This window comes from Hyphomonadaceae bacterium BL14 (genome assembly GCA_027627705.1).
GTDB lineage: Bacteria > Pseudomonadota > Alphaproteobacteria > Caulobacterales > Maricaulaceae > Oceanicaulis.
This window is the reverse complement of sequence record CP091242.1, coordinates 2,738,063-2,758,605: the sequence shown is the minus strand read 5'-3', so window position 1 is coordinate 2,758,605 and position 20,543 is coordinate 2,738,063. Positions and strand designations below refer to the sequence as shown.

Here is a 20,543-nt window from a genome sequence, read left to right as displayed (position 1 = left end):
ATCTATGTTCCATCTTGCGAATGCCACTGACATCGAAGTGTTCAGCCTTGCCCTGCGAGAAGCAGTGCGATTTCATAGCCTTACAAGCTATTCACCAAATCGGCGCAGTCATGAGGTCCGGAGAATATCGGCCCTGAGAGAACGCGTCCCGGCCTCACGGCGCGTGGGCCGGTTAACAGCCCCTCCCGCATAACCCTCGAAAACAACGGAAAAATCCGGCCGGAGCCGGATCAGGAGAACGCTTTCGCGAGGGCAAGTGGCGGAGAGGGAGGGATTCGAACCCTCGGAACGCTTGCACGCTCAACGGTTTTCGAGACCGCCCCGATCGACCACTCCGGCACCTCTCCGAGCAGCGCGGGCTGGTTTGACAAAGAGCGGCGCGGAAATCAAGCGGAAAGGCTTTGGCGCGCTCGACAGAGCCCAGCGGGTCGAATAGCGTGGCCGACCAATCACCTGTGAGGAGGTTCCTGTGATCCGCTGTCTGCTTGTGTCGGCCTCTCTGGCCACACTCACGGTCGGTGCCTGCGCCACAAACGCCCAGACAGAGCGCCAGGAGATGGTCGACGCCGGCCAGCTCACGGGTGTCACGTCCGAGGGCGACCGCGTGCGGTGCCGCACGATCCGCCCCACCGGCAGCCGCATGTCCGAGCGGATTTGTCTGTCCCAGCGCGAATGGGACGATATCGAGGCCAATGCCCAGCAGGTCGCCACGGACCGCGCGAACAGTCAGGTCGGCCTTCCCACCGGCGGACCGCGCGGCCCCGGCGAGCCGTAGGCTGCGCGCCTGAAGACGGCGGGACACCGGCATCACCGTTTATGCCGCCGCTTCAGCAGCGCCTCGAGCGTTGACTCAAGCGGCTCCGGGCGCCTATATCGCGCGCTCGCGCTGCGGCGGGCAGGCTCAACGGGCTTGCGCGCCGGGTGCGTTTGGCCTGTTCACAACGCCGGATCGGATCAGAACCGGCGAAGAAAAAGGATCCCGGCCCGCGGGAAGGCCGCCTCAGTCGAGGCGCACGCGGTCACGGTATCGGATCAAAAGGAAGAGACATATGTACGCGGTCATCAAAACCGGCGGCAAGCAGTACCGGGTCGCGCAAGGCGACGTCCTGCGCGTGGAAAAGCTCGACGCCGAAGCGGGCGACGTGGTCACGTTTGACCAGGTCCTCATGATCGGCGGCGAGGGCGACCCCCTGGTGGGCGCGCCCGGCGTGGATGGCGCCTCGGTGACGGCTGAAGTGCTCGACGAGCGCAAAGACAAGAAAGTCATCATCTTCAAGAAGCGCCGCCGGCAGAATTACCGCCGCAAACGCGGCCACCGCCAGTGGATCACGGTGATCTCGATCGCCGAAATCCTCAAGCCCGGCACGAAATCCGCGCTCGGCGGCAAGAAAAAAGCAGCCAAGCCGGCGCAGGAGCCGGTTGCAGACGCCGCTCCGGCCAAGCCGGCGAAAGCAGCCGCGAAGCCCAAGGCGGCGGGCGGCGATGACCTGACCCAGCTCAACGGCGTCGGCCCGGCCTACGCCAAGAAGCTGGCCGAGGCGGGCGTGACGACGTTTGCGCAGGTCGCGGCATGGACCGAGGCAGAGATCGAGCGTCTGGACGGCGAAATCGCCGGCCTCAAGGCGAAGGCAGAATCGGGCGAATGGATCGCCCAGGCGAAAGAACTGGCCGGCGCGTAACGCGTCAGCGGCAGGATTAAAGGAGAGCGGATATGGCTCACAAAAAAGCAGGCGGCTCCTCACGCAACGGCCGCGACTCCGCAGGCCGTCGCCTGGGTGTCAAGAAATCCGGCGGCCAGGCGGTCATCGCGGGCAATATCATCGTGCGCCAGCGCGGCACGAAATATTATCCCGGCGTCAATGTCGGCATGGGCAAGGATCACACCCTGTTCGCCCTGACCGAGGGCCGGGTGGAGTTCCGCACCAAGGCCAACCAGCGCACTTTCGTGAGCGTCGCCCCGCTTGCCGAGGCGGCTGAATAGGGCGGCGCGACAGGACGCGGACCGCCTCACCCAACAGGGGCGATCCGGTCCGGCAGACATGCTGAAAAAGGGGAGACGGGTCGCCCGCCTCCCCTTTTTTCTTGCGCTCTCCCCGGCGCACAGGCCTGTTGGAGGCCGGATATGCGTGGAGCCCCCTGCGTTGGCAGCAGTGATGGTGTGGAGGCCGTGCCTGCGGACCTGATCACGGCGCGGCTCGCCCTGCGCCAGCTGCGCCTGGACGATGCGCCTTTCCTGGCGCACGAAGGCGGGCGGCCCGGCGTGGCCCGCATGGTGGCGCGGATCCCCTCGCTCTGCCCGCCGCTGGCGTCCGAACTCTTCATACTGGCAGCGCGCGCCGCGGAAGCCTCGCGCGGCGACAGGGTCCGGCTCATCACGCAGCGAGCAGACCAGGTGCCGCTGGGCGTCATCGGCCTGCATCCCCACGGCCATGGCGTTTGGGAGCTGGGCTACTGGCTGGCGATGTCAGCCTGGGGCCGCGGCATCGCCACCGAGGCCGGCGCGGCCATGATCGCGGATGCGCGCATCCGCGGCATCGAGCGCCTGATCGCAGGCCATTTCAGCGACAACCCGGCCTCGGCGCGGGTGCTGACAAAGCTCGGATTCGGCTACAGTGATGGCGGTGCCGAGACTTTCATGTTTTCCATGGGCCGTTTGGCGCGCGCGCCGCACCGGGCCATGGCCCTACACATTGGACCTCAGACCGGATAGAGCTTCGCTCATGAAATTCCTCGACCAAGCACGCGTCTACATCAAGTCCGGCCAGGGCGGTCAGGGCTGTGTCTCCTTCCGGCGCGAAAAATACATCGAGTTCGGTGGTCCCGATGGCGGCGATGGCGGTGCCGGGGGCGATGTCTGGGCGGAAGCGGTGGAGGGGCTAAACACCCTGATCGACTACCGCTACCAGCAGCACTTCAAGGCCGGGCGCGGCGTGCATGGCTCGGGGCGCAACCGCACCGGACCAGACGGACCGGACGTGATCCTGAAAGTGCCGGTGGGCACACAGATTCTCGATGAGGACAATGAAACGATCCTCGCCGATCTGGCCGAGGCCGGTCAGCGCGTGCTGCTGGCCAAGGGCGGGCGCGGCGGCAAGGGCAATGCCCACTTCACCACCAGCCGCAATCAGGCCCCGCGCATCGCGCAGCCTGGTGAAGAGGCGGAAGAGCGCTGGGTCTGGCTGCGCCTGAAGCTGATTGCGGACGCCGGCCTGATCGGCCTGCCCAATGCGGGCAAGTCAACGCTTCTGTCGGTGGTCAGCGCGGCCACGCCGAAAATCGCCGATTATCCCTTTACCACCCTGCATCCCAATCTGGGTGTGGTCGATCTGGCACCCGGCGCACGCTTCGTGATCGCCGATATTCCAGGCCTGATCGAAGGCGCCCATGAGGGTGCGGGGATTGGCGACCGCTTCCTGGGTCATGTGGAGCGCTGCGCCCTGCTGGTGCATCTGGTCGATGCCTCCGGCGAAGACCCGGCGGGGGCCTATTCCATCGTGCGCGGCGAACTGGAAGCCTATGGTGCCGGGCTTGAGGACAAGGCGGAAATCGTCGTGCTCAACAAGATCGACGCCGTGGACGGCGAGACCCTGGACGCCGCCGAGGCGGCCTTGCGTGAGGTCAGCGGGCGCGACGTGCTGCGCCTCTCCGGTGCCACTCAGGACGGCGTGCGCCCTCTGATGTTCAAGGTCTGGGAGGCGGTCCAGGGGCGCCAGGCCGCCGAACGCCAGGCAGCGGCCGCCGCCGCGCAGGCCGCGGAAAAGGCTGAATCAGGATGGACACCATGAATGCTGGCGAGCGCCTCGCTTCCGCGCGCCGGTTGGTGATCAAAATCGGTTCGGCCCAGATGATCGATCCGCAGACCGGCGCGCCGCGCGCGGACCGGTTCGCCGCCCTCGCCGCCGACATCGCCGACTTGCGCGGGCGGGGTCAGGAAACCGTGCTGGTGTCATCGGGTGCTGTGGCGCTGGGGCGCCCGCGCCTCGGCCTCGGCCCGCGTCAACGGCTCAGCCTTGAGCACAAGCAGGCCGCCGCCGCCGCCGGTCAGGCCCTGCTGATCCAGATGTGGGACCAGGCCTTCGCCTTCCATGGCTTCCCCGCCGCCCAGGCGCTTCTGTCGCCGGCCGACACCGAGGCGCGCCCGCGCTGGCTCAATGCCCGCAACACGATCGAGGCTCTATTGAGCTTCGGCGCAGTCCCTGTGATCAACGAGAACGATACCGTCGCCACCGAGAAATTGCGATTTGGCGACAATGACAAGCTGGCCGCGCGCACCGCTCAGCTGTGCAGCGCCCAGCTTCTGGTCATTTTGTCGGATGTGGACGGGCTGTATGACCGCGATCCGTCCGAACCCGGTGCCCGGCACATGCCTGAGATCGCGGCCATCACGCCGGAGATCGAAGCGCTGGCCGGCCCGCCCCGCCCGGGTGCCGGAACAGGCGGCATGGCCAGCAAGATATCGGCCGCGCGCATCGCCATGTCGGCAGGCTGCGCTGTGGTGATCACATCGGGCGCTCCGGCCCGGCCGCTGGAAGCCCTGCGCGACGGCGCACGCGCCAGCTGGTTCGCCGCCCACGGCTCGCCCGAGACCGCCCGGCGCGCCTGGATCCAGGGTGCCCTGTCGCCCAGCGGCACGCTGCATCTGGACGCCGGTGCCTGCCGCGCCATCATTGCAGGGCGCAGCCTTCTGCCCGCCGGCGTGACCCGGGTGGAGGGCGTGTTCCGGCGCGGTGACACCGTGCGCATCGCCGATGCCGAAGGGCGCGGCTTCGCCACCGGGATCGCCGGATATAACGGCGAGGAGGCGCGGCGCATCGCCGGCCTGCGCTCCAAAGCCGTGGAAGCGACCCTGGGTTACCGCCGCGGGGCCGCGCTGGTGCATGCTGGCGATATCGTACTGGATAGTGAGGACGCCCATTGACCCATCTTGAGAGCTTTGCCGCCCTGGCCGCCAACGGACGCGCCGCCCGGCGCGCGCTGGAAGCCGCCGGTCCGGACGCCCGCAGCGCGGCCCTGCGGGCCAGCGCTGCGGAAATCCGTGCGCGCGCCAAAGCCATCCTGGACGTCAATGCCAAAGAGACCGAAGCCGCCCGTGAGCGTGGCCAGACCGGGGCCTTCCTGGATCGCCTGACCCTGGACCCCGAGCGCCTGGAGGCCATTGCCGCCGGTGTGGAGGCGGTGGCGGACCTGCCCGACCCGGTCGGCAGCGAGCGCCGCCGCTGGACCCGGCCCAACGGGCTGGAAATCGCCGAAGTCTCGGTTCCCATCGGCCTGATCGGCGTGATTTTCGAAAGCCGGCCCAATGTCACCGCCGACGCGGCAGCCCTTTGCGTGCGCGCCGGCAACGCCGTCATTCTGCGCGGCGGATCGGAGACCACGGGTACCAGCGCCGCGCTGGTGGACGCCATGCGTGCCGGGCTGCGCACTGCGGGCCTGCCCGAGGATGCGGTCCAGACCCCGCCCGATTCCGACCGCGCCTGGGTGACGGCGATGCTGAGCCTGGACGAGGGCGGGTGCGATCTGGTGATCCCGCGCGGGGGCAAAAGCCTGGTCGCTCATGTGCGCCAGCACGCGCGCGTTCCGGTGCTCAGCCATCTGGACGGGGTGTGCCATGTCTATGTCCACGCGGATGCCGATCCGGAGAAAGCGCTGCGCATTACGCTGGATTCCAAAATGCGGCGCACCGGCGTGTGCAACGCCGCCGAAACGCTGCTGATCGATTCTGCCTGCGCGCCGGACCTGTTGCCCGTCATCGCCGGAGCGCTGGCAGGCGCAGGGTGCGCGCTGCGCGGCGATGATGCTGCGCGCAAACTGGTCCCGGGCATGAAGGCGGCCACTGAAGAAGACTGGGACACCGAATATCTCGACGCGATTTTGTCCGTGCGCGTGGTCGACGGGATGGAAAGCGCACTCGACCATGTCGCCGCGCACGGGTCGGGCCATACCGACGCCATCGTCACCGAGGACGAAAGCGCCGCCGCGCGCTTCCTGAGCCAGGTGGATTCGGCCGTGGCGCTGCATAATGCCGCGACCGGGTTTTCCGACGGGGCCGAGTTCGGTTATGGCGGCGAGATCGGCATCGCGACGGGCCGGCTTCACGCACGCGGACCGGTGGGCGCGGCCCAGCTGACCACCGGCAAATACATCGTGCGCGGCACAGGTCAGGTGCGCGGATCATGGCCGCGCTGAAAAGCGAGCTGCTCGCCCCCGGCATGAGGGTGGGTTTGTATGGCGGGACGTTCGATCCGCCTCATGACGGCCATCGGCATGTCGCCAGCACGGCGCTCAAACGCCTGCAGCTGGACCGGGTCTGGTGGCTGGTCAGTCCGGGCAATCCGTTCAAGGACAATCCACCCGCGCCCCTGGCAGAACGCTTGGATGGCGTGCGCGCGCTGGTGCCCGGACCGCGTCATGTCGTCAGTGCGCTGGAGGCGCGCCTGCCCAGCCATCGCACGGTGGATGTGATCGCCTTTCTGCAGGCGCGCCATCGCGGCGTGCGTTTCGTGTGGATCATGGGCGCGGACGGCCTGGCCGAGCTGCATCGCTGGAAGGCCTGGCGCGAGATTGTGGCGCGCACGCCGCTGGCGGTCATCGCCCGTCCCGGCACCGGCCTCGCCGCCCGCTTCAGTCCCGCCGCGCGGGCGCCCGGACAGACGCAAATCCCGGATCGCCAGGCGCACACCCTTGTGAACAGGGGCGCGCCCGGGTGGACATATCTGACCGAGCGTTTACATCCCCATGCGTCGCGCCTAATGCGCGGCTGACCGTGCAGCAGCCCCACTGGCGCCATGACCTCAACCCAGCCCCTCCCCGGCGCGCCTGCGCTCGCCTTCTTTGAAGATTTGCGTCCGCCCGCCGGCGATTTCCGCGCCGACGTACTGGCCGGTCTGGCCAAGCCGCAAAAGGCCATTCCGGCGAAATATTTCTACGATGCGGAAGGATCGCGGATTTTCGACCGGATCACGCAGGCACCGGAATACTATCCCACCCGCACCGAGCTGGCCTTGCTGGATGCCATCGGGCCGGAGCTGCGCGCCCTGGCGGGCCCCGGCGCAGTGGTGCTGGAGCCGGGGGCAGGCTCCAGTGTGAAAGTGCGCAAGCTCATCGATGCGCTGGACGCGCCTTCCGCCTATGCCGGCATGGATATTTCCGGCGAGCATGTGAAGGCGGCCTGCGCCGACATCGCCAGCGATCATCCCGATATGGTGATCGGGGCGGTTTGCCATGATTTCACCCGTCCCATCGATCTGTCCGCCCTGCCGCTGCCGCCGGGCCGCCGGATCGTATTCTTTCCCGGCTCCACCATCGGCAATTTCGAGCTGATTGATGCGCGCGCCCTGTTGCAGACACTGGCCGCCTGGCTGCGGCCCGGCGATGCACTGCTGATCGGTGCCGATCTGCGCAAGGACGCGCGGGTTCTGGAAGCCGCCTATGACGATGCGGGCGGTGCCACAGCGGATTTCAATTTCAATCTGGTCCGGCGCATCAATACCGAACTGGGCGGCACGCTGGACCCTGAGGGCCTGCGCTATCGCGCCTTCTGGAATCCGTACCGCTCACGCATGGAGATGTATCTGCAGGCAGTGAAGGATCAGCATTTCACAGTGGCGGGGCGCGCATTCGTGCTGCGCGAAAGCGAGACGATACACACCGAGAACTCCCACAAATTCACGCTGGACACCTTCCGCGACCTCGCCCGGTCAGCCGGTCTGGTGCCGGTCCACGCCTGGCAGGGGGGCGACGAGCCCTTCTCCATACACTGGCTCGAATGCCCGGGCGAAGCATGATACGGTACGACCCGCCCGGACGCAGCCGGGTCTGACAGCCATGGGAGTAAGGACTCTGTCCACTGACCTGCAACACCGCGCGCCGGACGGCCCCGCGGCCCTAGACGCGAACGGACCCCAAGCGCTTGAAGCGCTCGTCATCGCCGCCCTCGAGGACGACAAGGCCGAAGACATTGTCGCCATCGACCTCGACGGCAAATCCTCTGTCGCCGACATCGTGATCATCGCCTCGGGCCGGTCCAACCGGCATGTGGGCGCGATCTCCGACCACCTTCTGCGCAAGCTCAAGGACGCGGGTGTGGATGGCGTGCGGGCTGAAGGCCTGAAAAGCGCTGACTGGGTGCTGATCGACGCCGGCGATGTGATCGTCCACGTGTTCCGTCCCGAAGTGCGCGTCTTCTATGATCTGGAGAAGATGTGGTCAGCCCCGCCCGGCGGGACGGCCTGACCCGCCGGCGCATCACGCACGGAGCACGGCCATGCGTGCGGAAATCCGGGCTGTAGGCCGGCTCAAAGCCGGCCCTGAACGCGAGATGGTCGACGACTATCTTGCCCGAGCCACCGCCACGGGCCGTCCCTGCGGCCTGGGCCCTTTCACAGACCACGAGATCGATCCGCGCCGCCTGAAGGACAAGGCGGCCGAGACCGCCGCGCTTCTGGACGGGCTGGAGACCGGTACGCTGGTGATCGCGCTGGACGAAACCGGCAAGACCGTGAGCTCCATGGGCTTTGCCGACCGTATCGCGCGGGCGCGCGATGATGGCGTGCGCAACGCGGTTTTCCTGATCGGCGGGGCGGACGGGCATGAGCGCGCCCTGCTGCCGCCCGGCGTCCAGCTGATCAGCTATGGCACCGCGACCTGGCCGCACAAGCTGGTGCGCGTCATGCTGGCCGAGCAGCTCTACCGCGCCGCATCCCTGATCGCCGGCGCGCCTTATCACCGGGAGGGATGATGTTCACCGCCCTCATCCTTGCCGCCGCTTTGGCCCAGGCGGTGCCCGCCCCCGTGGCCACGCCCGATCCCGAACAGGTGGAGTCACTGGACAGCGAAGCTGACGCGCTGCGCGAAGCGGCCGAAGCGCGCCGGCTGGAGGCAGAAGCCGCGAGCGCCGAGATCGCCTTGTTGCAGCGCCGCCTTGCCGCCGCCGGTGAAGACGTGCGCGCCCGCGAGACCGAGGCCGAAGCTGCCGTGCGCACACTGGAATCGCTGGAAGCCGAGCGGCAGGAGCTGGGCCGGCGCCTGGCAGAGGACCGTAGCGGGCTGGCGCGCGTGCTGGCCGCGCTGCAGCGCATCGCCATGGCCGATCCGCCTGCGCTTGCCGTCACGCCGGGCGACGCGGCCGAAGCCGCGCGCGCAGCCGGGCTGCTGGCGGCGCTGGCCCCTCAGCTGGAAGCGCGCGCCACGGCGGTGCGCACGCGCCTAGCCGAGATTGAAACCCTGGAACTGCGCCTGTCCGCCCAGGCTGAAACCGTGGGCGAAGCGCGCGAGGCGTTGTCACAGACCCGTGCCGAGGTGGATGCGCTGATCGCCCAGCGCCGTGATGCCGAACGCCGCTTGCGGGCAGAAGCCGATGATCTGTCGGCGCAAGCAGCGCGCATCGCGCGTGAAGCCGGGTCACTGCGCGATCTGCTGGCGGACATCCGCCGCTTCGCCGCCGCCGAACCGCGCCTGGCACCGCTTCCCGAGCCGGGACCGCAGGCCCTGCCTGACCCGGCCAGCGCCGCGCAGCCGATACCCGCGCCGCGCCTGCGTCCGGACCCGGTGCCGATCCCGTCAGAGCCTGCAGACCGGGAAGACGCTGATCTGGGCGCACTGCTGGCGGAGGCTGAATCAGCCGTGCGCAGCGGGGCGGCGGGCACGCTTGGCGGTCTGGTCGACGCCCGCCCCCTGGCCGGGCCGATCGAGACCCTGAGGCTGGCCGACGCCCGGGGCGCCCTGCGGCCGCCCGTCAACGGACGCCTCGCCATCCGCGCCGGCCAGCCGGGACCCGACGGTGTGCGCCGGGATGGAATCTGGTTTGAGACCCCGCCACGCGCCACGGTCACGGCACCGTTTGACGGGGTCACCGTCTATGCCGGTCCGTTTCAGGGCTTTGACGGCGTCGTCATGATCAACACGCCTGACGGCTACACGATTGTGTTAGGCGGGCTTGCGTTGATCTATGCTACGGAGGGACAGTCGCTGCTGACTGGTGAGCCGGTCGGACTCATGGGCGAGCGTGTCAATCCGGTGCCGATGCTCTATCTTGAGATCCGCCGCAGCACAGACGACGCCGTGGACCCTGAACAATGGCTGCGGCCTGAATTTCGCAGGGGCTGAGCCTCTGGCCTGAACGCACCGTGCCTGACGACGCCGAACAAGGATGACCCGCATGCGCCTTCTGATCATTGCTTCCGCCGTCCTGTTCGGCATCGGGGCTGCCACGCTGGGCATGTCGCAGGAGACGCCGGACCGCGAGCGGGCCGAGATGTTCCGCCAGCTGGAGCTGTTCGGCGATGTGCTCAGCCGGGTCGAGTCCGACTTCGTGGTCGAGACCGACAAGGCAGCGCTGATCGAAGCGGCCATCAACGGCATGCTCGGCTCGCTGGATCCCCATTCGCGCTACCTGCCGCCCGAAGCCTTCCAGGACATGCAGACCACGACGCGCGGCGAATATTTCGGCATCGGCATCGAGGTGACCTTCCGCAATGACATGGTGACCATCGTGTCGCCCATGGCCGGCACTCCCGGTGAAGAGGCCGGCCTGGAAGCCAATGACGTGATCCTGGCTGTGGATGGTGAGAACATGGTCGGGGCCGGCATGGACGCCGCCGTGGACCGCATTCGCGGACCTGCCGGAGAGCCGGTCACGCTGACGATCGGGCGCGAAGGCCAGGAGCCGTTCGAGGTTACCGTTGTGCGCGCCGCCGTCGAGGTGCGCTCGGTGGTCTACAATATGGACGAAGACCTGCCATACTTGCGCATCACCACTTTCAACGAGAACACGACCGAGCGCGTGGTCGCCGCCCTGCGCGACATGACGACTGCGCAAGGCGGGCCGCTGCCCGGCCTGATCCTGGACGTTCGGTCCAACCCCGGCGGCCTGCTGGAGCAATCGGTGACGGTTGCTGGCCTGTTCCTGGACCGCGGGGAAGTGGTGTCCACGCGCGGACGCGACCCGCGCGATACGCGCCGCTACAACGCCGAAGCAGGCGACATGCTGGCGGGCGCGCCGATTGTAGTTCTGGTCAATGCCGGCTCGGCGAGCGCATCGGAAATCGTCGCGGGCGCCCTGCAGGACCGCCAGCGCGCGACCGTGCTTGGCCTGCCGAGCTTCGGCAAAGGGTCCATGCAGACCGTGGTGCCGCTGCGCGGGGGCCGCGATGGTGCCCTGCGCCTGACCACCGCGCGCTACTACACCCCGGCGGGGCGCTCGATCCAGGGCCAGGGCGTCATCCCTGACATTCTGGTTGCGCCGCGCCAGATCACGCCCGAGACGCGGATCATGTCGGGAGAGGCGGACCTGCGCAATGCGCTGGCCAACGAGGCAGAAGAGTCCGAGCCGCCCTTCCAATTCGAGGATATCCGCCAGCCGCCCGAAGACTGGGAGACCGGTGAAGATTTCCAGCTGCACACGGCCCGTGAGGAATTGCGAGCCCGTATGGCCCGGCGCGAGGCGCGCCTGTAGCGCGCCCCTTGCCGGAGCGGGCGCTGGCCTGCATAGACCTGCGCCATGGCCGCTCCTCCCCTCCTGACCCTCGCCGGCATCCGCCTGACCTTTGGTGCGACGCCCCTGTTGACCGGAGCCGACATGATTGTCGGTGCCGGCGAGCGCATCGGGCTGGTCGGGCGTAACGGATCGGGGAAATCCTCCTTCCTGAAAATCGCCGCCGGCCTGATCGAGGCCGATAGCGGGGACCGCTTCGTCCACCCCGGATCGACCCTGCGCTATCTGCCCCAGGAACCCGATCTGGGCGGACATGCCAGTGTCATCGACTATATCCGCGCCGGGCTCACCGATGGCGATGACGCCTACCGCGCCGACTATCTGTGCGAGCATCTCAGCCTTGATCCTGACGCCGCGCCGGCAAGCCTTTCGGGCGGCGAAGCCAGGCGGGCTGCTCTGGCACGCTGCCTGGCACCGCAGCCGGACATCCTGCTGCTAGACGAGCCGACCAACCATCTGGATCTTCCGGCGATCGAATGGCTGGAAGGCGAGCTGAAAAGCTGGCGCGGGGCGCTGGTTCTGATCAGTCACGACCGGCGCTTTCTGGAGACGCTGACACGCGCCGTGGTGTGGATTGACCGCGGCGTGACCCGCCGCATGGACAAGGGCTTTGCCCATTTCGAGGCCTGGCGCGATGAGGTCTTCGCCGCCGAGGAGGCCGAGCGCCACAAGCTGTCGCGCCAGATCGCACGTGAAGAACACTGGATGCGCTATGGCGTGACCGCACGGCGCACGCGCAACATGCGCCGGGTCGGCGAGTTCCAGGCCATGAAGGCGCAGCTCAAGGCCTGGCGCGGCCCGCAAGGGGCGGCGGCCATGTCACTGAGCGATGCAGACCGCTCAGGCAAGCTGGTGATCGAGGCTGAAGGCCTGTCCAAGCGGTTTGAAGACCGGGTGATCGTGCAGGACCTGTCCTTGCGTATCGCCCGCGGCGACCGGCTGGCGCTGATCGGACCCAATGGCGCGGGCAAGACCACGCTGATCCGCATGCTGACAGGCCAGATGCCGCCCGACAAAGGCCAGGTCCGGCTGGGTGCCAATCTCGATATTGCCGCGCTGGACCAGAGCCGCGCCGCCCTGCAGCCTGACTGGACGGTGACCGAAGCCATCGCACCCGGCGGCGGTGAGCGGGTCGAGGTGGGCGGCGTGAGCAAGCACGTGGCCGCCTATATGAAGGACTTTCTGTTCCAGCCCGAACAGGCGCGCACGCCCGTGCGGGCCCTGTCAGGCGGCGAACGCGCCCGGCTGATGCTGGCGCGCGCACTGGCCCTGCCATCCAATCTGCTCGTGCTTGACGAGCCGACCAACGACCTCGATCTGGAGACGCTGGACCTGCTGGAAGAGCTGATCGGCGACTATGCCGGAACGGTGATTCTGGTGAGCCACGACCGCGATTTCATCGACCGGACGGCCACGGCCACACTGGCTTATGAAAGCGATGGCGTCTGGCGGCTGTTCGCCGGGGGCTATTCGGACATGTCCACCCAGCGCGGCAGCGGCGTCACCGCCCGCGCAGCCTCGAACCCGGTCACCGCGCGCGACGCCGCGCCCCAGCAGGGCGTGCGCTCCAAACCCCAGAACCGCGCCAAGCTGTCATTCAAGGACAAGCACGCTCTGGAATCCCTGCCCGTCGAGATCGAGACCCTGACCGGCCGCATCACTGCCCTGGAGAGCGAACTGGCCGATTCAGGCTTGTTCACCTGCGACCATGCCCGCTTTGAAGCGGCCAGCGCAGAGCTGGAGCGCCTGACCAAGAAAAAAGCGGAGAAAGAGGATCGCTGGCTGGAGCTGGAAATGCTGCGCGAGGAAATCGAAGGCGGCTAGTCGCCTGACCTGGCTCCCGTGATTCAAGTGGCGCGGCCGATTATTTCAGGCTAAAGCATTGATCGAGCTTTGGGCTTTGGAAACCTAATTCTCCCGGACGGTGCCAGTGGCGCACGCGAGGCGGGAAGGATGGAGGCCCCATAAGCACAGCGTCCCGGCGTTCATCTCCGGTACAGCCTGTGTTCATGATGCTCGCACGGCCTGCTGCTCTCCAGGAGACCAGCAGTGAATCGCCGCCGCCGGCTTTCGCCCCGGCTGGTGGGGGGGGAATGGCGGGGCTTATGGGAACCACTTCAATGATTCGCACTCTCGTGACTGCGGCGTTCGCCGTAACCGCTCTGGCTGGTGTGGCTTCAGCGCAGAACTTTTCGCTGAACCCGGCCTACGGCACTATCTCGCTGTCGGGCGGCTTCACGCCTGATCCGCGCGTCGTCAACCTGCAGGCAGGCGGCAGCATTTCGGCACGCAACGTCTCGTCCAGCTGCGCCGGTTTCATCGCTGATGCGCCGGATGTGCGCCTTCAGTTTTCGGCTGGCAGCCTGCCGCTGATCATCTCCACCAGGTCTTCGGCCGACACCACGCTGGTGATCAATGGTCCGGACGGCTCCTGGTACTGTGACGACGATAGCGGCCAGGGCTTTAACGCCTCCATCCGCTTCAACAACCCGCAATCGGGCCAGTATGACATCTGGGTCGGGACGTTCTCGTCCGGCTCGCTGCAATCTGCCGGGCTCTACATCTCGGAAATCAGCAGCCAGTAAAACCAAAGCCCCGGCCCCGCCCTCCCGGGCGGGGCCGATTTTGGTTTGATCCTTCGTCTTTTCGACGCCGCTGCCAAGGAAGCGCTCATGCGTACTCGCAAACTCATTCAGTCACTCTGCCTGGTGCCCCTGTGCGCGCTGGGCCTGTCTGCCCCTTCGCTGGCGCAATCCTTTACGGGCGCGCCCGTCTATGGCGAACTGGATTATGCGCCCGGCTCCGAGCCGGTCAGCCTGCGAATCCGCGCCGCGGGAGCCATCTCCGCCGAGCGCCTGTCGCCCGATTGCTGGGGCTATATCTCAGAGCAGCCTTCCATATCCGTGATTGTGCGCAGCCGCGGCAATGTCCGCTTCGCAGCCGCCAGCGACACCGACACGACCATGATCGTGCGCGCGCCTGACGGAAGCATCACCTGCGATGACGATAGTGCCGGCCTGTTCAATCCCGGTGTCGCGCTCGATAACGCGGCGTCGGGCCGCTATGATGTGTGGGTGGGCAGTTTTTCTCCGGGCGTCGGCTATCCCGACGCGGTGGTCCACGTGGCCACTGACGCCTTCATCACCAGCAATCCGTACAGCACGGCACCGTCTGCCGACGTGGCCCCGCTGCAGACGCTGAGCCTGCGCGCAGGCTTCCGCAATGATCCGCGGCGTGTCGACGTGATGGCCGGCGGTGACGGCGATCTGGGCGCGCTCGACTGGTCGTGCGTGGGGCAGTCCGGCCAGGCAGCAGCCCTGGCGCTCGACTATCAGGCGGGCGATCTGCCGCTGTATGTGTTCATGCGCTCTGACAATGACGGCACGCTGGCTGTGCGCGCTCCTGACGGGACGATGCATTGCAATGACGACCGTATCGGCCTTGATCCCGGTGTGGCGTTCGGCGAACCGGAAAGCGGACGCTATCTGATCTGGACCGGCCTGCTCAATGGTGCCCTGCCCGCTGAGTCCGCCTCACTGGTCATCTCCGAACTGGGCTTTGACGGGGTGGACAGCCGCCTGGATGTCGCCGCGCGCCCGCGCCATGGCGAGCAGCGGCTGCGCGGCGGGTTCCTGCCTGACCCCGTCTCGGTGCAACTGACGGCCGGCGGCCCGGCGGATCTGGACATGGGCACCACCGGCGGCGTGATCGCCGATGGCTGGTGCGTGGGCAATGCCACCCGCGAGCCGAGCTACCGGCTGCGTCTCGATGACCCGATGGGCCCACTTTTCATCTCGCTGACGTCGGAGGCTGACACCACGCTGGCGGTCAATTCGCCCGATGGTGCCTGGTACTGCAATGACGACACGCTCGGGCTCGATCCCGTCGTACGCTTCAGCGACGCGGAAGCAGGCGTCTATGACATCTATGCCGGCACATTCGGCAGCGAAACCACCCCGGCCACGCTGTTCATCTCCGAAATTGGCGGCGGTGCCGACCCCATGTCCAGCCAGGTCGATATCAACGCCGATCCGCTGTTCGGCGCTGTGACTCTGGCCGCCGGCTTCCTGCCGGACCCGCATGACCTCAATGTCGAGGCGGGCGGCTCCATCGCCGCGAGCGATGCCGGGTTCTCCGGCGATGATCTGTGGTGTGCAGGCCATATCACCCGCGAACCGACCGCCAATCTGTTCTGGGACGGTCAAGGCGGCCCGCTCTATGTCTGGGCCGAGAGCGAGGTGGACACCACGATCGCGATCAACCTGCCCGACGGCAGCTGGGCGTGTAACGATGACGGCGCGGGCAATCTGAACCCGGGTCTGGCTTTCGATGAAGCCCTGTCGGGACGCTACGACATCTATGTGGGCACATACCGGTCGGACAATGCCGGCACGCCGGCGCGCGTGAGGATCTCCGAGATCACCCCGGGCTGGGCGAACTAGGCCGTCCAGATCGCAAAATGCTGACAGAAGGCGCGTCCGGGACATGCCGGGCGCGCCTTTCATTTTCATCCATGCCAGTATGCTGATCGCCCATGCGCGCCAGCCCTTGCGTTTTGGGCGCGCGCGCGTATAACCGCCGCTTCGTAAAAACAGGCCTACCCGGCCCAATCGACATGCCGGGCGGCCGCAGACCGCGTTCAGCGCTTCGCGCCAGACCGCACCTCAAGGAGAGCAAAATGTCGAAGATGAAGACCAAAAGCGGCGCCAAAAAGCGCTTCAAGGTCACGGCCACAGGCAAGATCCTGGCCGCTCAGTCTGGCAAGCGCCACGGCATGATCAAGCGGACCCCGAAACAGATCCGCCAGAAACGCGGCACCGTCGCCCTCTCGGCACCGGACGCGAAGATCGTCAAGCGTTCCTACTTCCCGTACAGCCGCTAGGCGGCCGGGACTCACCAGATTTAGCGACGTTCAGGAGATCATCCCATGTCCCGCGTTTCCACCGGTCCGGCGCGTCTCGCCCGGAGAAAAAAAGTTCTTGAGCAGGCGAAAGGCTTTTACGGCCGCCGCAAGAACACCATCCGCATCGCCCGTCAGGCTGTCGAAAAGGCCGGCCAGTACGCCTATCGCGACCGCCGCGCCAAGAAGCGCGTGTTCCGCGCGCTCTGGATCCAGCGCATCAATGCGGCGGCCCGTCTCAACGGTCTGACCTATGCCAGCTTCATCAACGGCCTGAACAAGGCCGGCATCGAGCTGGACCGCAAAGTGCTGTCCGACATCGCCATCCACGAGCCTGAAGCGTTTACGTCGCTGGCCGAGCAGGCCAAGCAGGCGCTGGCGTAAGAGTTCACGCTCTCACACCGTTTCGTACAGCGCCCGCCTGGCCACGCCAGGCGGGCGTTTGCGTTTGACGGCCGCCAATCGCACAAACCGGGCGCCCCTCTCCAAGAAAACACGCTAGACACCGCGCCAGACCTGAAACGGACACCGCCGGGACCATGAGCCAGACAGCAGACCTTGAGGCGCTGGAAGCGCGCTTCACCGCCGACATTGCCGCCGCCAAGGACCTCAAGGCGCTGGACGACATCCGTGTCGCCGCCTTGGGGAAGAAGGGCGAAGTGTCGCTGAAAATGCGCGAACTGGGCGGTATGAGCCCGGACGAGCGGCAGGTGATGGGCCCGGCCCTCAACGGTCTGCGCGACCGGCTGGGCGAGGCCATTGATGCGCGCAAGCAAGTGCTTGAAGACGCAGCGCTTAATGCGGCGCTGGCGTCAGAGCGCGTCGACATCACCCTGCCTGCGCGCCGCGAACCGCAGGGCAGTTTGCATCCCGTCGCCCAGGTGATGGAGGAGCTGGCCGCGATCTTTGCCGATATGGGCTTCGCCGTGGCTGAAGGGCCGGATGTGGAGGACGATTTCCATAACTTCACCGCCCTCAACTTCCCCGCCGGCCACCCGGCGCGTGACATGCACGACACGTTTTTCATGTCCGCTGACGAGAGCGGCGTGGCCAAACTGCTGCGCACCCATACCTCGCCGGTACAGATTCGCACGCTGATGAAGGACAAGCCCCCGATCCGCATCATTGCGCCCGGCCGGGTGTATCGCTGTGACTGGGACCAGACCCACACGCCGATGTTCCATCAGGTGGAAGGACTGGTGATCGACCGCGACACCCATATGGGTCATCTGAAGGGCTGCCTTCTCGATTTCCTGGCCGCCTTCTTCGAGACCGACCAGGTGGAGGCGCGCCTGCGTCCGCACCACTTCCCCTTCACCGAGCCCAGCGCGGAGATGGACGTGCGCTATGAGCGCGTGGGCGATGCGGTGAAGGTCGGGTCCGGGGACAAGTGGATGGAGATTCTGGGCTGCGGCATGGTGCATCCCAATGTCATCCGCGCCTGCGGCCTTGATCCGGAGGAGTATCAGGGCTTCGCCTTCGGCATGGGGGTGGATCGCCTGGCCATGCTGAAATACGGCATGCCGGATCTGCGCCCCTTCTTCGAACCGGATTCGCGCTGGCTGGCCCATTACGGCTTCAGCCCGCTTCTGCAGGCCAATCTGGCCACCGGCCTCAGCTAAGCGTTCCAGGACACAAGACCGATGAAATTCTCCCTTTCCTGGCTCAAAACCCACCTGGACACCGATCTGGACACGCCGGCCCTGGCCGACGCCATGACCATGGCGGGTCTGGAGATCGAGCATGTCGAAGACCCGGCGGCGCGTCTTGCCCCCTTCACCACCGCGCGCGTGATCGCGGCTGAACCCCATCCCGATGCTGACAAGCTCAGGGTCTGCCGGGTTGAGACGAAGGATGGCGAGAAGCAGATCGTGTGCGGCGCGCCGAACGCACGCGCGGGCATGACCGCCATCTACGCCCCGCTGGGCAGCCATATTCCGGGCCTCGACTTCGCGCTTGACGCCAAGCCGCGCAAGATTCGCGGCGTGGAGAGCCATGGCATGCTGTGCTCCACCAAGGAGCTGGAAGCGGGCGAGGACCATGACGGTATCGCGGACCTCACCGGCGACTGGCCGGTGGGTACGCCCGCGGCTGACGCTCTGGGCCTCAACGATCCGGTGATTGATTTTGAAGTGACGCCCAACCGCCCCGACTGGCTGGGCGTGCACGGCATTGCGCGCGATCTCGCCGCCGCGGGCGCCGGGAATTTCAAGGACGCGCCGGTGGAAATCGTCGCGGGCCTCTTCCCCTGCCCCGTAACCATAGAGACCGACTGGCCCGAAGCCTGTCCGGTGTTCGCCGGACGGGTGATCAAAGGCGTCAGGAACGACCCCTCGCCCGACTGGCTGCAGCGCTGGCTGAAAGCCGTGGGCCTGCGCCCGATCAATCTTCTGGTCGATGTGACCAATTTCGTGTCCTACGACCGCGCGCGGCCGCTGCATGTCTATGATCTTTCCAAGATCGGCAAGGTGATCCGCGCCCGGCGCGGTGCCGGGGAGGCCGACCGGTTCGAGGCGTTGGACGGGCGCGAGTATGATCCGGCGGCCCATCACTGCGTCATCGCCGATGATGCGCGCTGCCTGGGCCTGGGCGGCATCATGGGCGGCGAGCATTCGGGCTGCACGGATGCGACCACAGACGTGTTCATCGAGAGCGCCTGGTTTGATCCGGCCATCACCCGCGTGACAGGGCGCGAGACCGGCATCGACAGCGACGCCAAATACCGGTTCGAGCGCGGGGTGGACCCTGAAAGCGTGATGGACGGGCTGGAGCTCGCCACGGCGCTGATCCTGAAACACGGCGGCGGCGAGCCCAGCGAAGTGCGCGTGGCGGGCCAGGCACCCGCGCGCCTGCCAGCCATCGAGCTGGATGTTGCCCGGGTCAAGAAGCTGCTGGGTCTCGACCTGCCCGCGCCGCGCATTGAGGCCATCCTCACCGCGCTGGGCTTCAAGGTTACACGCGGTCCGGTGTGGACCGTCACGCCCCCCAGCTGGCGGCGCGATTGCCGCGAGGCGGCCGACCTGATCGAGGAAATCGCCCGCATCGAAGGCTATGACAAACTGCCCGCGACGCGCCTTTCCCGCCCCGATGGCCGGCTGGAAGCGCCTGCCACGCCCCTGCAGAACCGCGTACGCGCGGCCCGCCGGGCTGTGGCCCAGCGCGGCTATCAGGAAGCGGTGACCTGGTCCTTCTGTCATCATGATCAGGCTTCGCTGTTCGGCGGCGCCGGGACGGGGCTGACGCTGGCCAATCCGATCAGTTCGGAACTGGACGTGATGCGCCCCAGCGCGCTCATCCACCTGATCACGGCGTTGGAAGCCAATGCGCGCCGGGGCCTCGCGGATGCGCGCTTCTTCGAGGCCGGGCCGATCTATCTCAATGACCAGCCCGACGGCCAGCGCACGGTCGTCGCAGCGGCCCGACGGGTCATCGCGGCGCGCGACTGGCGCGGCGGCGATGCGCCGGACGTGTTCGACATCAAGGCTGACGCGCTGGCCGCGCTGGCCGCCGCCGAGGCACCGGTGGACAATCTGCAGATCACGGCGGATGCGCGCGACTGGTGGCATCCCGGCCGGTCGGGCGTCCTGCGTCTGGGCCGCAACATGATCGCCGAGTTCGGCGAGATTCACCCGCGCGTTCTCAAAGCCCTCGACATTGAGGGCCGCGTTGTCGCGTTCGAGATTGTGCTGGATGCGATCCCGGCGGCGCGCAAGAAGGCGCTCAAAGCCCGCCCGGCGCTAGCCCTTTCAGACCTGATGCCCGTGCGGCGCGATTTCGCCTTCCTGGTGCCGGACAGTCTGGCCGCAGGCGATCTGTTGCGCGCGGTGCGCGGCGCGGACAAGGCGCTCATTACCGACGCCGCCCTGTTCGACCGCTATGCCGGTCAGGGCGTGCCCGAGGGTCATGTGAGCCTGGCCATGGAAGTGACGCTGCAACCCACCGACAAGACGCTGACCGACGCCGAGATCGACGCGGCATCGAAAACGATCATTGCGGCGGCAGAGAAGGCGGGAGCACGGCTGCGGAGCTAGGCTCTCGCAGGCCGCACGCGGTCTTCTCGGGCCGGCCGGGCTCTAGAGCGTGATCCGACCTGACTGCGTCAGGCCGCACGCTCTAGCCCTCTGCTTTCGCGCGCAATTTATCCGAAAATCG

The 20,543-nt window shown here is 67.1% G+C and carries 19 protein-coding genes, 1 tRNA gene and 2 pseudogenes; 21 read left to right on the top strand and 1 reads right to left on the bottom strand.

Annotated elements, in window-relative coordinates:
* Nucleotides 1-257: 257 nt before the first annotated feature.
* Nucleotides 258-347, bottom strand: a tRNA-Ser gene (locus L2D00_13415).
* Nucleotides 348-469: 122 nt separating this feature from the next.
* On the opposite strand from L2D00_13415, the gene L2D00_13410 reads away from it, so the two are divergent.
* From L2D00_13410 to pheT, 21 genes and pseudogenes are all read left to right on the top strand, one after another.
* Complete coding sequence (locus tag L2D00_13410) at nt 470-775, top strand: hypothetical protein (protein ID WBQ12834.1); 306 nt, start codon at nt 470-472, stop codon at nt 773-775.
* 274 nt (nt 776-1,049) lie between these two features.
* The gene (locus L2D00_13405) at nt 1,050-1,679 is read left to right on the top strand and encodes a 50S ribosomal protein L21 (GenBank protein WBQ12833.1); all 630 of its coding nucleotides are present in this window, start codon (nt 1,050-1,052) and stop codon (nt 1,677-1,679) included.
* Nucleotides 1,680-1,711: 32 nt separating this feature from the next.
* Nucleotides 1,712-1,981: a 50S ribosomal protein L27 gene (gene rpmA, locus L2D00_13400; GenBank protein ID WBQ12832.1), complete on the top strand. Its 270-nt coding sequence runs from the start codon at nt 1,712-1,714 to the stop codon at nt 1,979-1,981.
* Nucleotides 1,982-2,122: 141 nt separating this feature from the next.
* Nucleotides 2,123-2,710, top strand: a complete 588-nt coding sequence (locus L2D00_13395; protein WBQ12831.1) for a GNAT family N-acetyltransferase — start codon at nt 2,123-2,125, stop codon at nt 2,708-2,710.
* A 10-nt stretch (nt 2,711-2,720) separates the two neighbouring features.
* On the top strand, nt 2,721-3,785 hold the full coding sequence (gene obgE, locus L2D00_13390) for a GTPase ObgE (protein ID WBQ12830.1): 1,065 nt from the start codon (nt 2,721-2,723) through the stop codon (nt 3,783-3,785).
* Nucleotides 3,773-4,918: a glutamate 5-kinase gene (proB, locus tag L2D00_13385; GenBank protein ID WBQ12829.1), complete on the top strand. Its 1,146-nt coding sequence runs from the start codon at nt 3,773-3,775 to the stop codon at nt 4,916-4,918. The genes obgE and proB overlap by 13 nt, the downstream gene beginning before the upstream one ends.
* Nucleotides 4,915-6,186 (top strand): glutamate-5-semialdehyde dehydrogenase, encoded by a 1,272-nt coding sequence (locus L2D00_13380; GenBank protein WBQ12828.1) that lies wholly within the window; start codon nt 4,915-4,917, stop codon nt 6,184-6,186. Before proB ends, L2D00_13380 begins: the two co-directional genes overlap by 4 nt.
* Nucleotides 6,174-6,761 (top strand): nicotinate-nicotinamide nucleotide adenylyltransferase, encoded by a 588-nt coding sequence (locus L2D00_13375; protein ID WBQ12827.1) that lies wholly within the window; start codon nt 6,174-6,176, stop codon nt 6,759-6,761. Before L2D00_13380 ends, L2D00_13375 begins: the two co-directional genes overlap by 13 nt.
* Before the next feature lie 24 nt (nt 6,762-6,785).
* Nucleotides 6,786-7,784 carry an L-histidine N(alpha)-methyltransferase gene (gene egtD, locus L2D00_13370; protein ID WBQ12826.1) on the top strand — a complete coding sequence of 333 codons (999 nt, stop codon included), beginning with the start codon at nt 6,786-6,788 and terminating at the stop codon, nt 7,782-7,784.
* 40 nt (nt 7,785-7,824) lie between these two features.
* Nucleotides 7,825-8,232 (top strand): ribosome silencing factor, encoded by a 408-nt coding sequence (gene rsfS / locus L2D00_13365; protein ID WBQ12825.1) that lies wholly within the window; start codon nt 7,825-7,827, stop codon nt 8,230-8,232.
* A gap of 85 nt (nt 8,233-8,317) precedes the next feature.
* Nucleotides 8,318-8,668: pseudogene (locus tag L2D00_13360) on the top strand (23S rRNA (pseudouridine(1915)-N(3))-methyltransferase RlmH).
* Nucleotides 8,642-8,737, top strand: a pseudogene (locus L2D00_13355) (23S rRNA (pseudouridine(1915)-N(3))-methyltransferase RlmH). Before L2D00_13360 ends, L2D00_13355 begins: the two co-directional pseudogenes overlap by 27 nt.
* Nucleotides 8,737-10,104, top strand: coding sequence for a peptidoglycan DD-metalloendopeptidase family protein (locus L2D00_13350; protein ID WBQ12824.1), 1,368 nt, complete (start codon nt 8,737-8,739; stop codon nt 10,102-10,104). Before L2D00_13355 ends, L2D00_13350 begins: the two are co-directional and overlap by 1 nt.
* Before the next feature lie 52 nt (nt 10,105-10,156).
* Entirely contained in the window at nt 10,157-11,452 is a 1,296-nt protein-coding gene (locus tag L2D00_13345; protein ID WBQ12823.1) for a S41 family peptidase, read from the top strand.
* A gap of 45 nt (nt 11,453-11,497) precedes the next feature.
* A complete protein-coding gene (locus L2D00_13340; GenBank protein ID WBQ12822.1) occupies nt 11,498-13,315 on the top strand; it encodes an ATP-binding cassette domain-containing protein in 1,818 nt (605 codons plus the stop codon).
* Between the two features lie 296 nt (nt 13,316-13,611).
* The gene (locus tag L2D00_13335) at nt 13,612-14,076 is read left to right on the top strand and encodes a peptidase S1 (GenBank protein WBQ12821.1); all 465 of its coding nucleotides are present in this window, start codon (nt 13,612-13,614) and stop codon (nt 14,074-14,076) included.
* An 87-nt stretch (nt 14,077-14,163) separates the two neighbouring features.
* Nucleotides 14,164-15,933: a hypothetical protein gene (locus L2D00_13330; GenBank protein ID WBQ12820.1), complete on the top strand. Its 1,770-nt coding sequence runs from the start codon at nt 14,164-14,166 to the stop codon at nt 15,931-15,933.
* Between the two features lie 236 nt (nt 15,934-16,169).
* Nucleotides 16,170-16,373 carry a 50S ribosomal protein L35 gene (gene rpmI / locus L2D00_13325; protein ID WBQ12819.1) on the top strand — a complete coding sequence of 68 codons (204 nt, stop codon included), beginning with the start codon at nt 16,170-16,172 and terminating at the stop codon, nt 16,371-16,373.
* A 45-nt stretch (nt 16,374-16,418) separates the two neighbouring features.
* A complete protein-coding gene (gene rplT / locus L2D00_13320; GenBank protein ID WBQ12818.1) occupies nt 16,419-16,775 on the top strand; it encodes a 50S ribosomal protein L20 in 357 nt (118 codons plus the stop codon).
* 155 nt (nt 16,776-16,930) lie between these two features.
* Nucleotides 16,931-18,013 (top strand): phenylalanine--tRNA ligase subunit alpha, encoded by a 1,083-nt coding sequence (gene pheS / locus L2D00_13315; protein WBQ12817.1) that lies wholly within the window; start codon nt 16,931-16,933, stop codon nt 18,011-18,013.
* Nucleotides 18,014-18,034: 21 nt separating this feature from the next.
* On the top strand, nt 18,035-20,422 hold the full coding sequence (gene pheT / locus L2D00_13310; protein ID WBQ12816.1) for a phenylalanine--tRNA ligase subunit beta: 2,388 nt from the start codon (nt 18,035-18,037) through the stop codon (nt 20,420-20,422).
* Nucleotides 20,423-20,543: the final 121 nt, after the last annotated feature.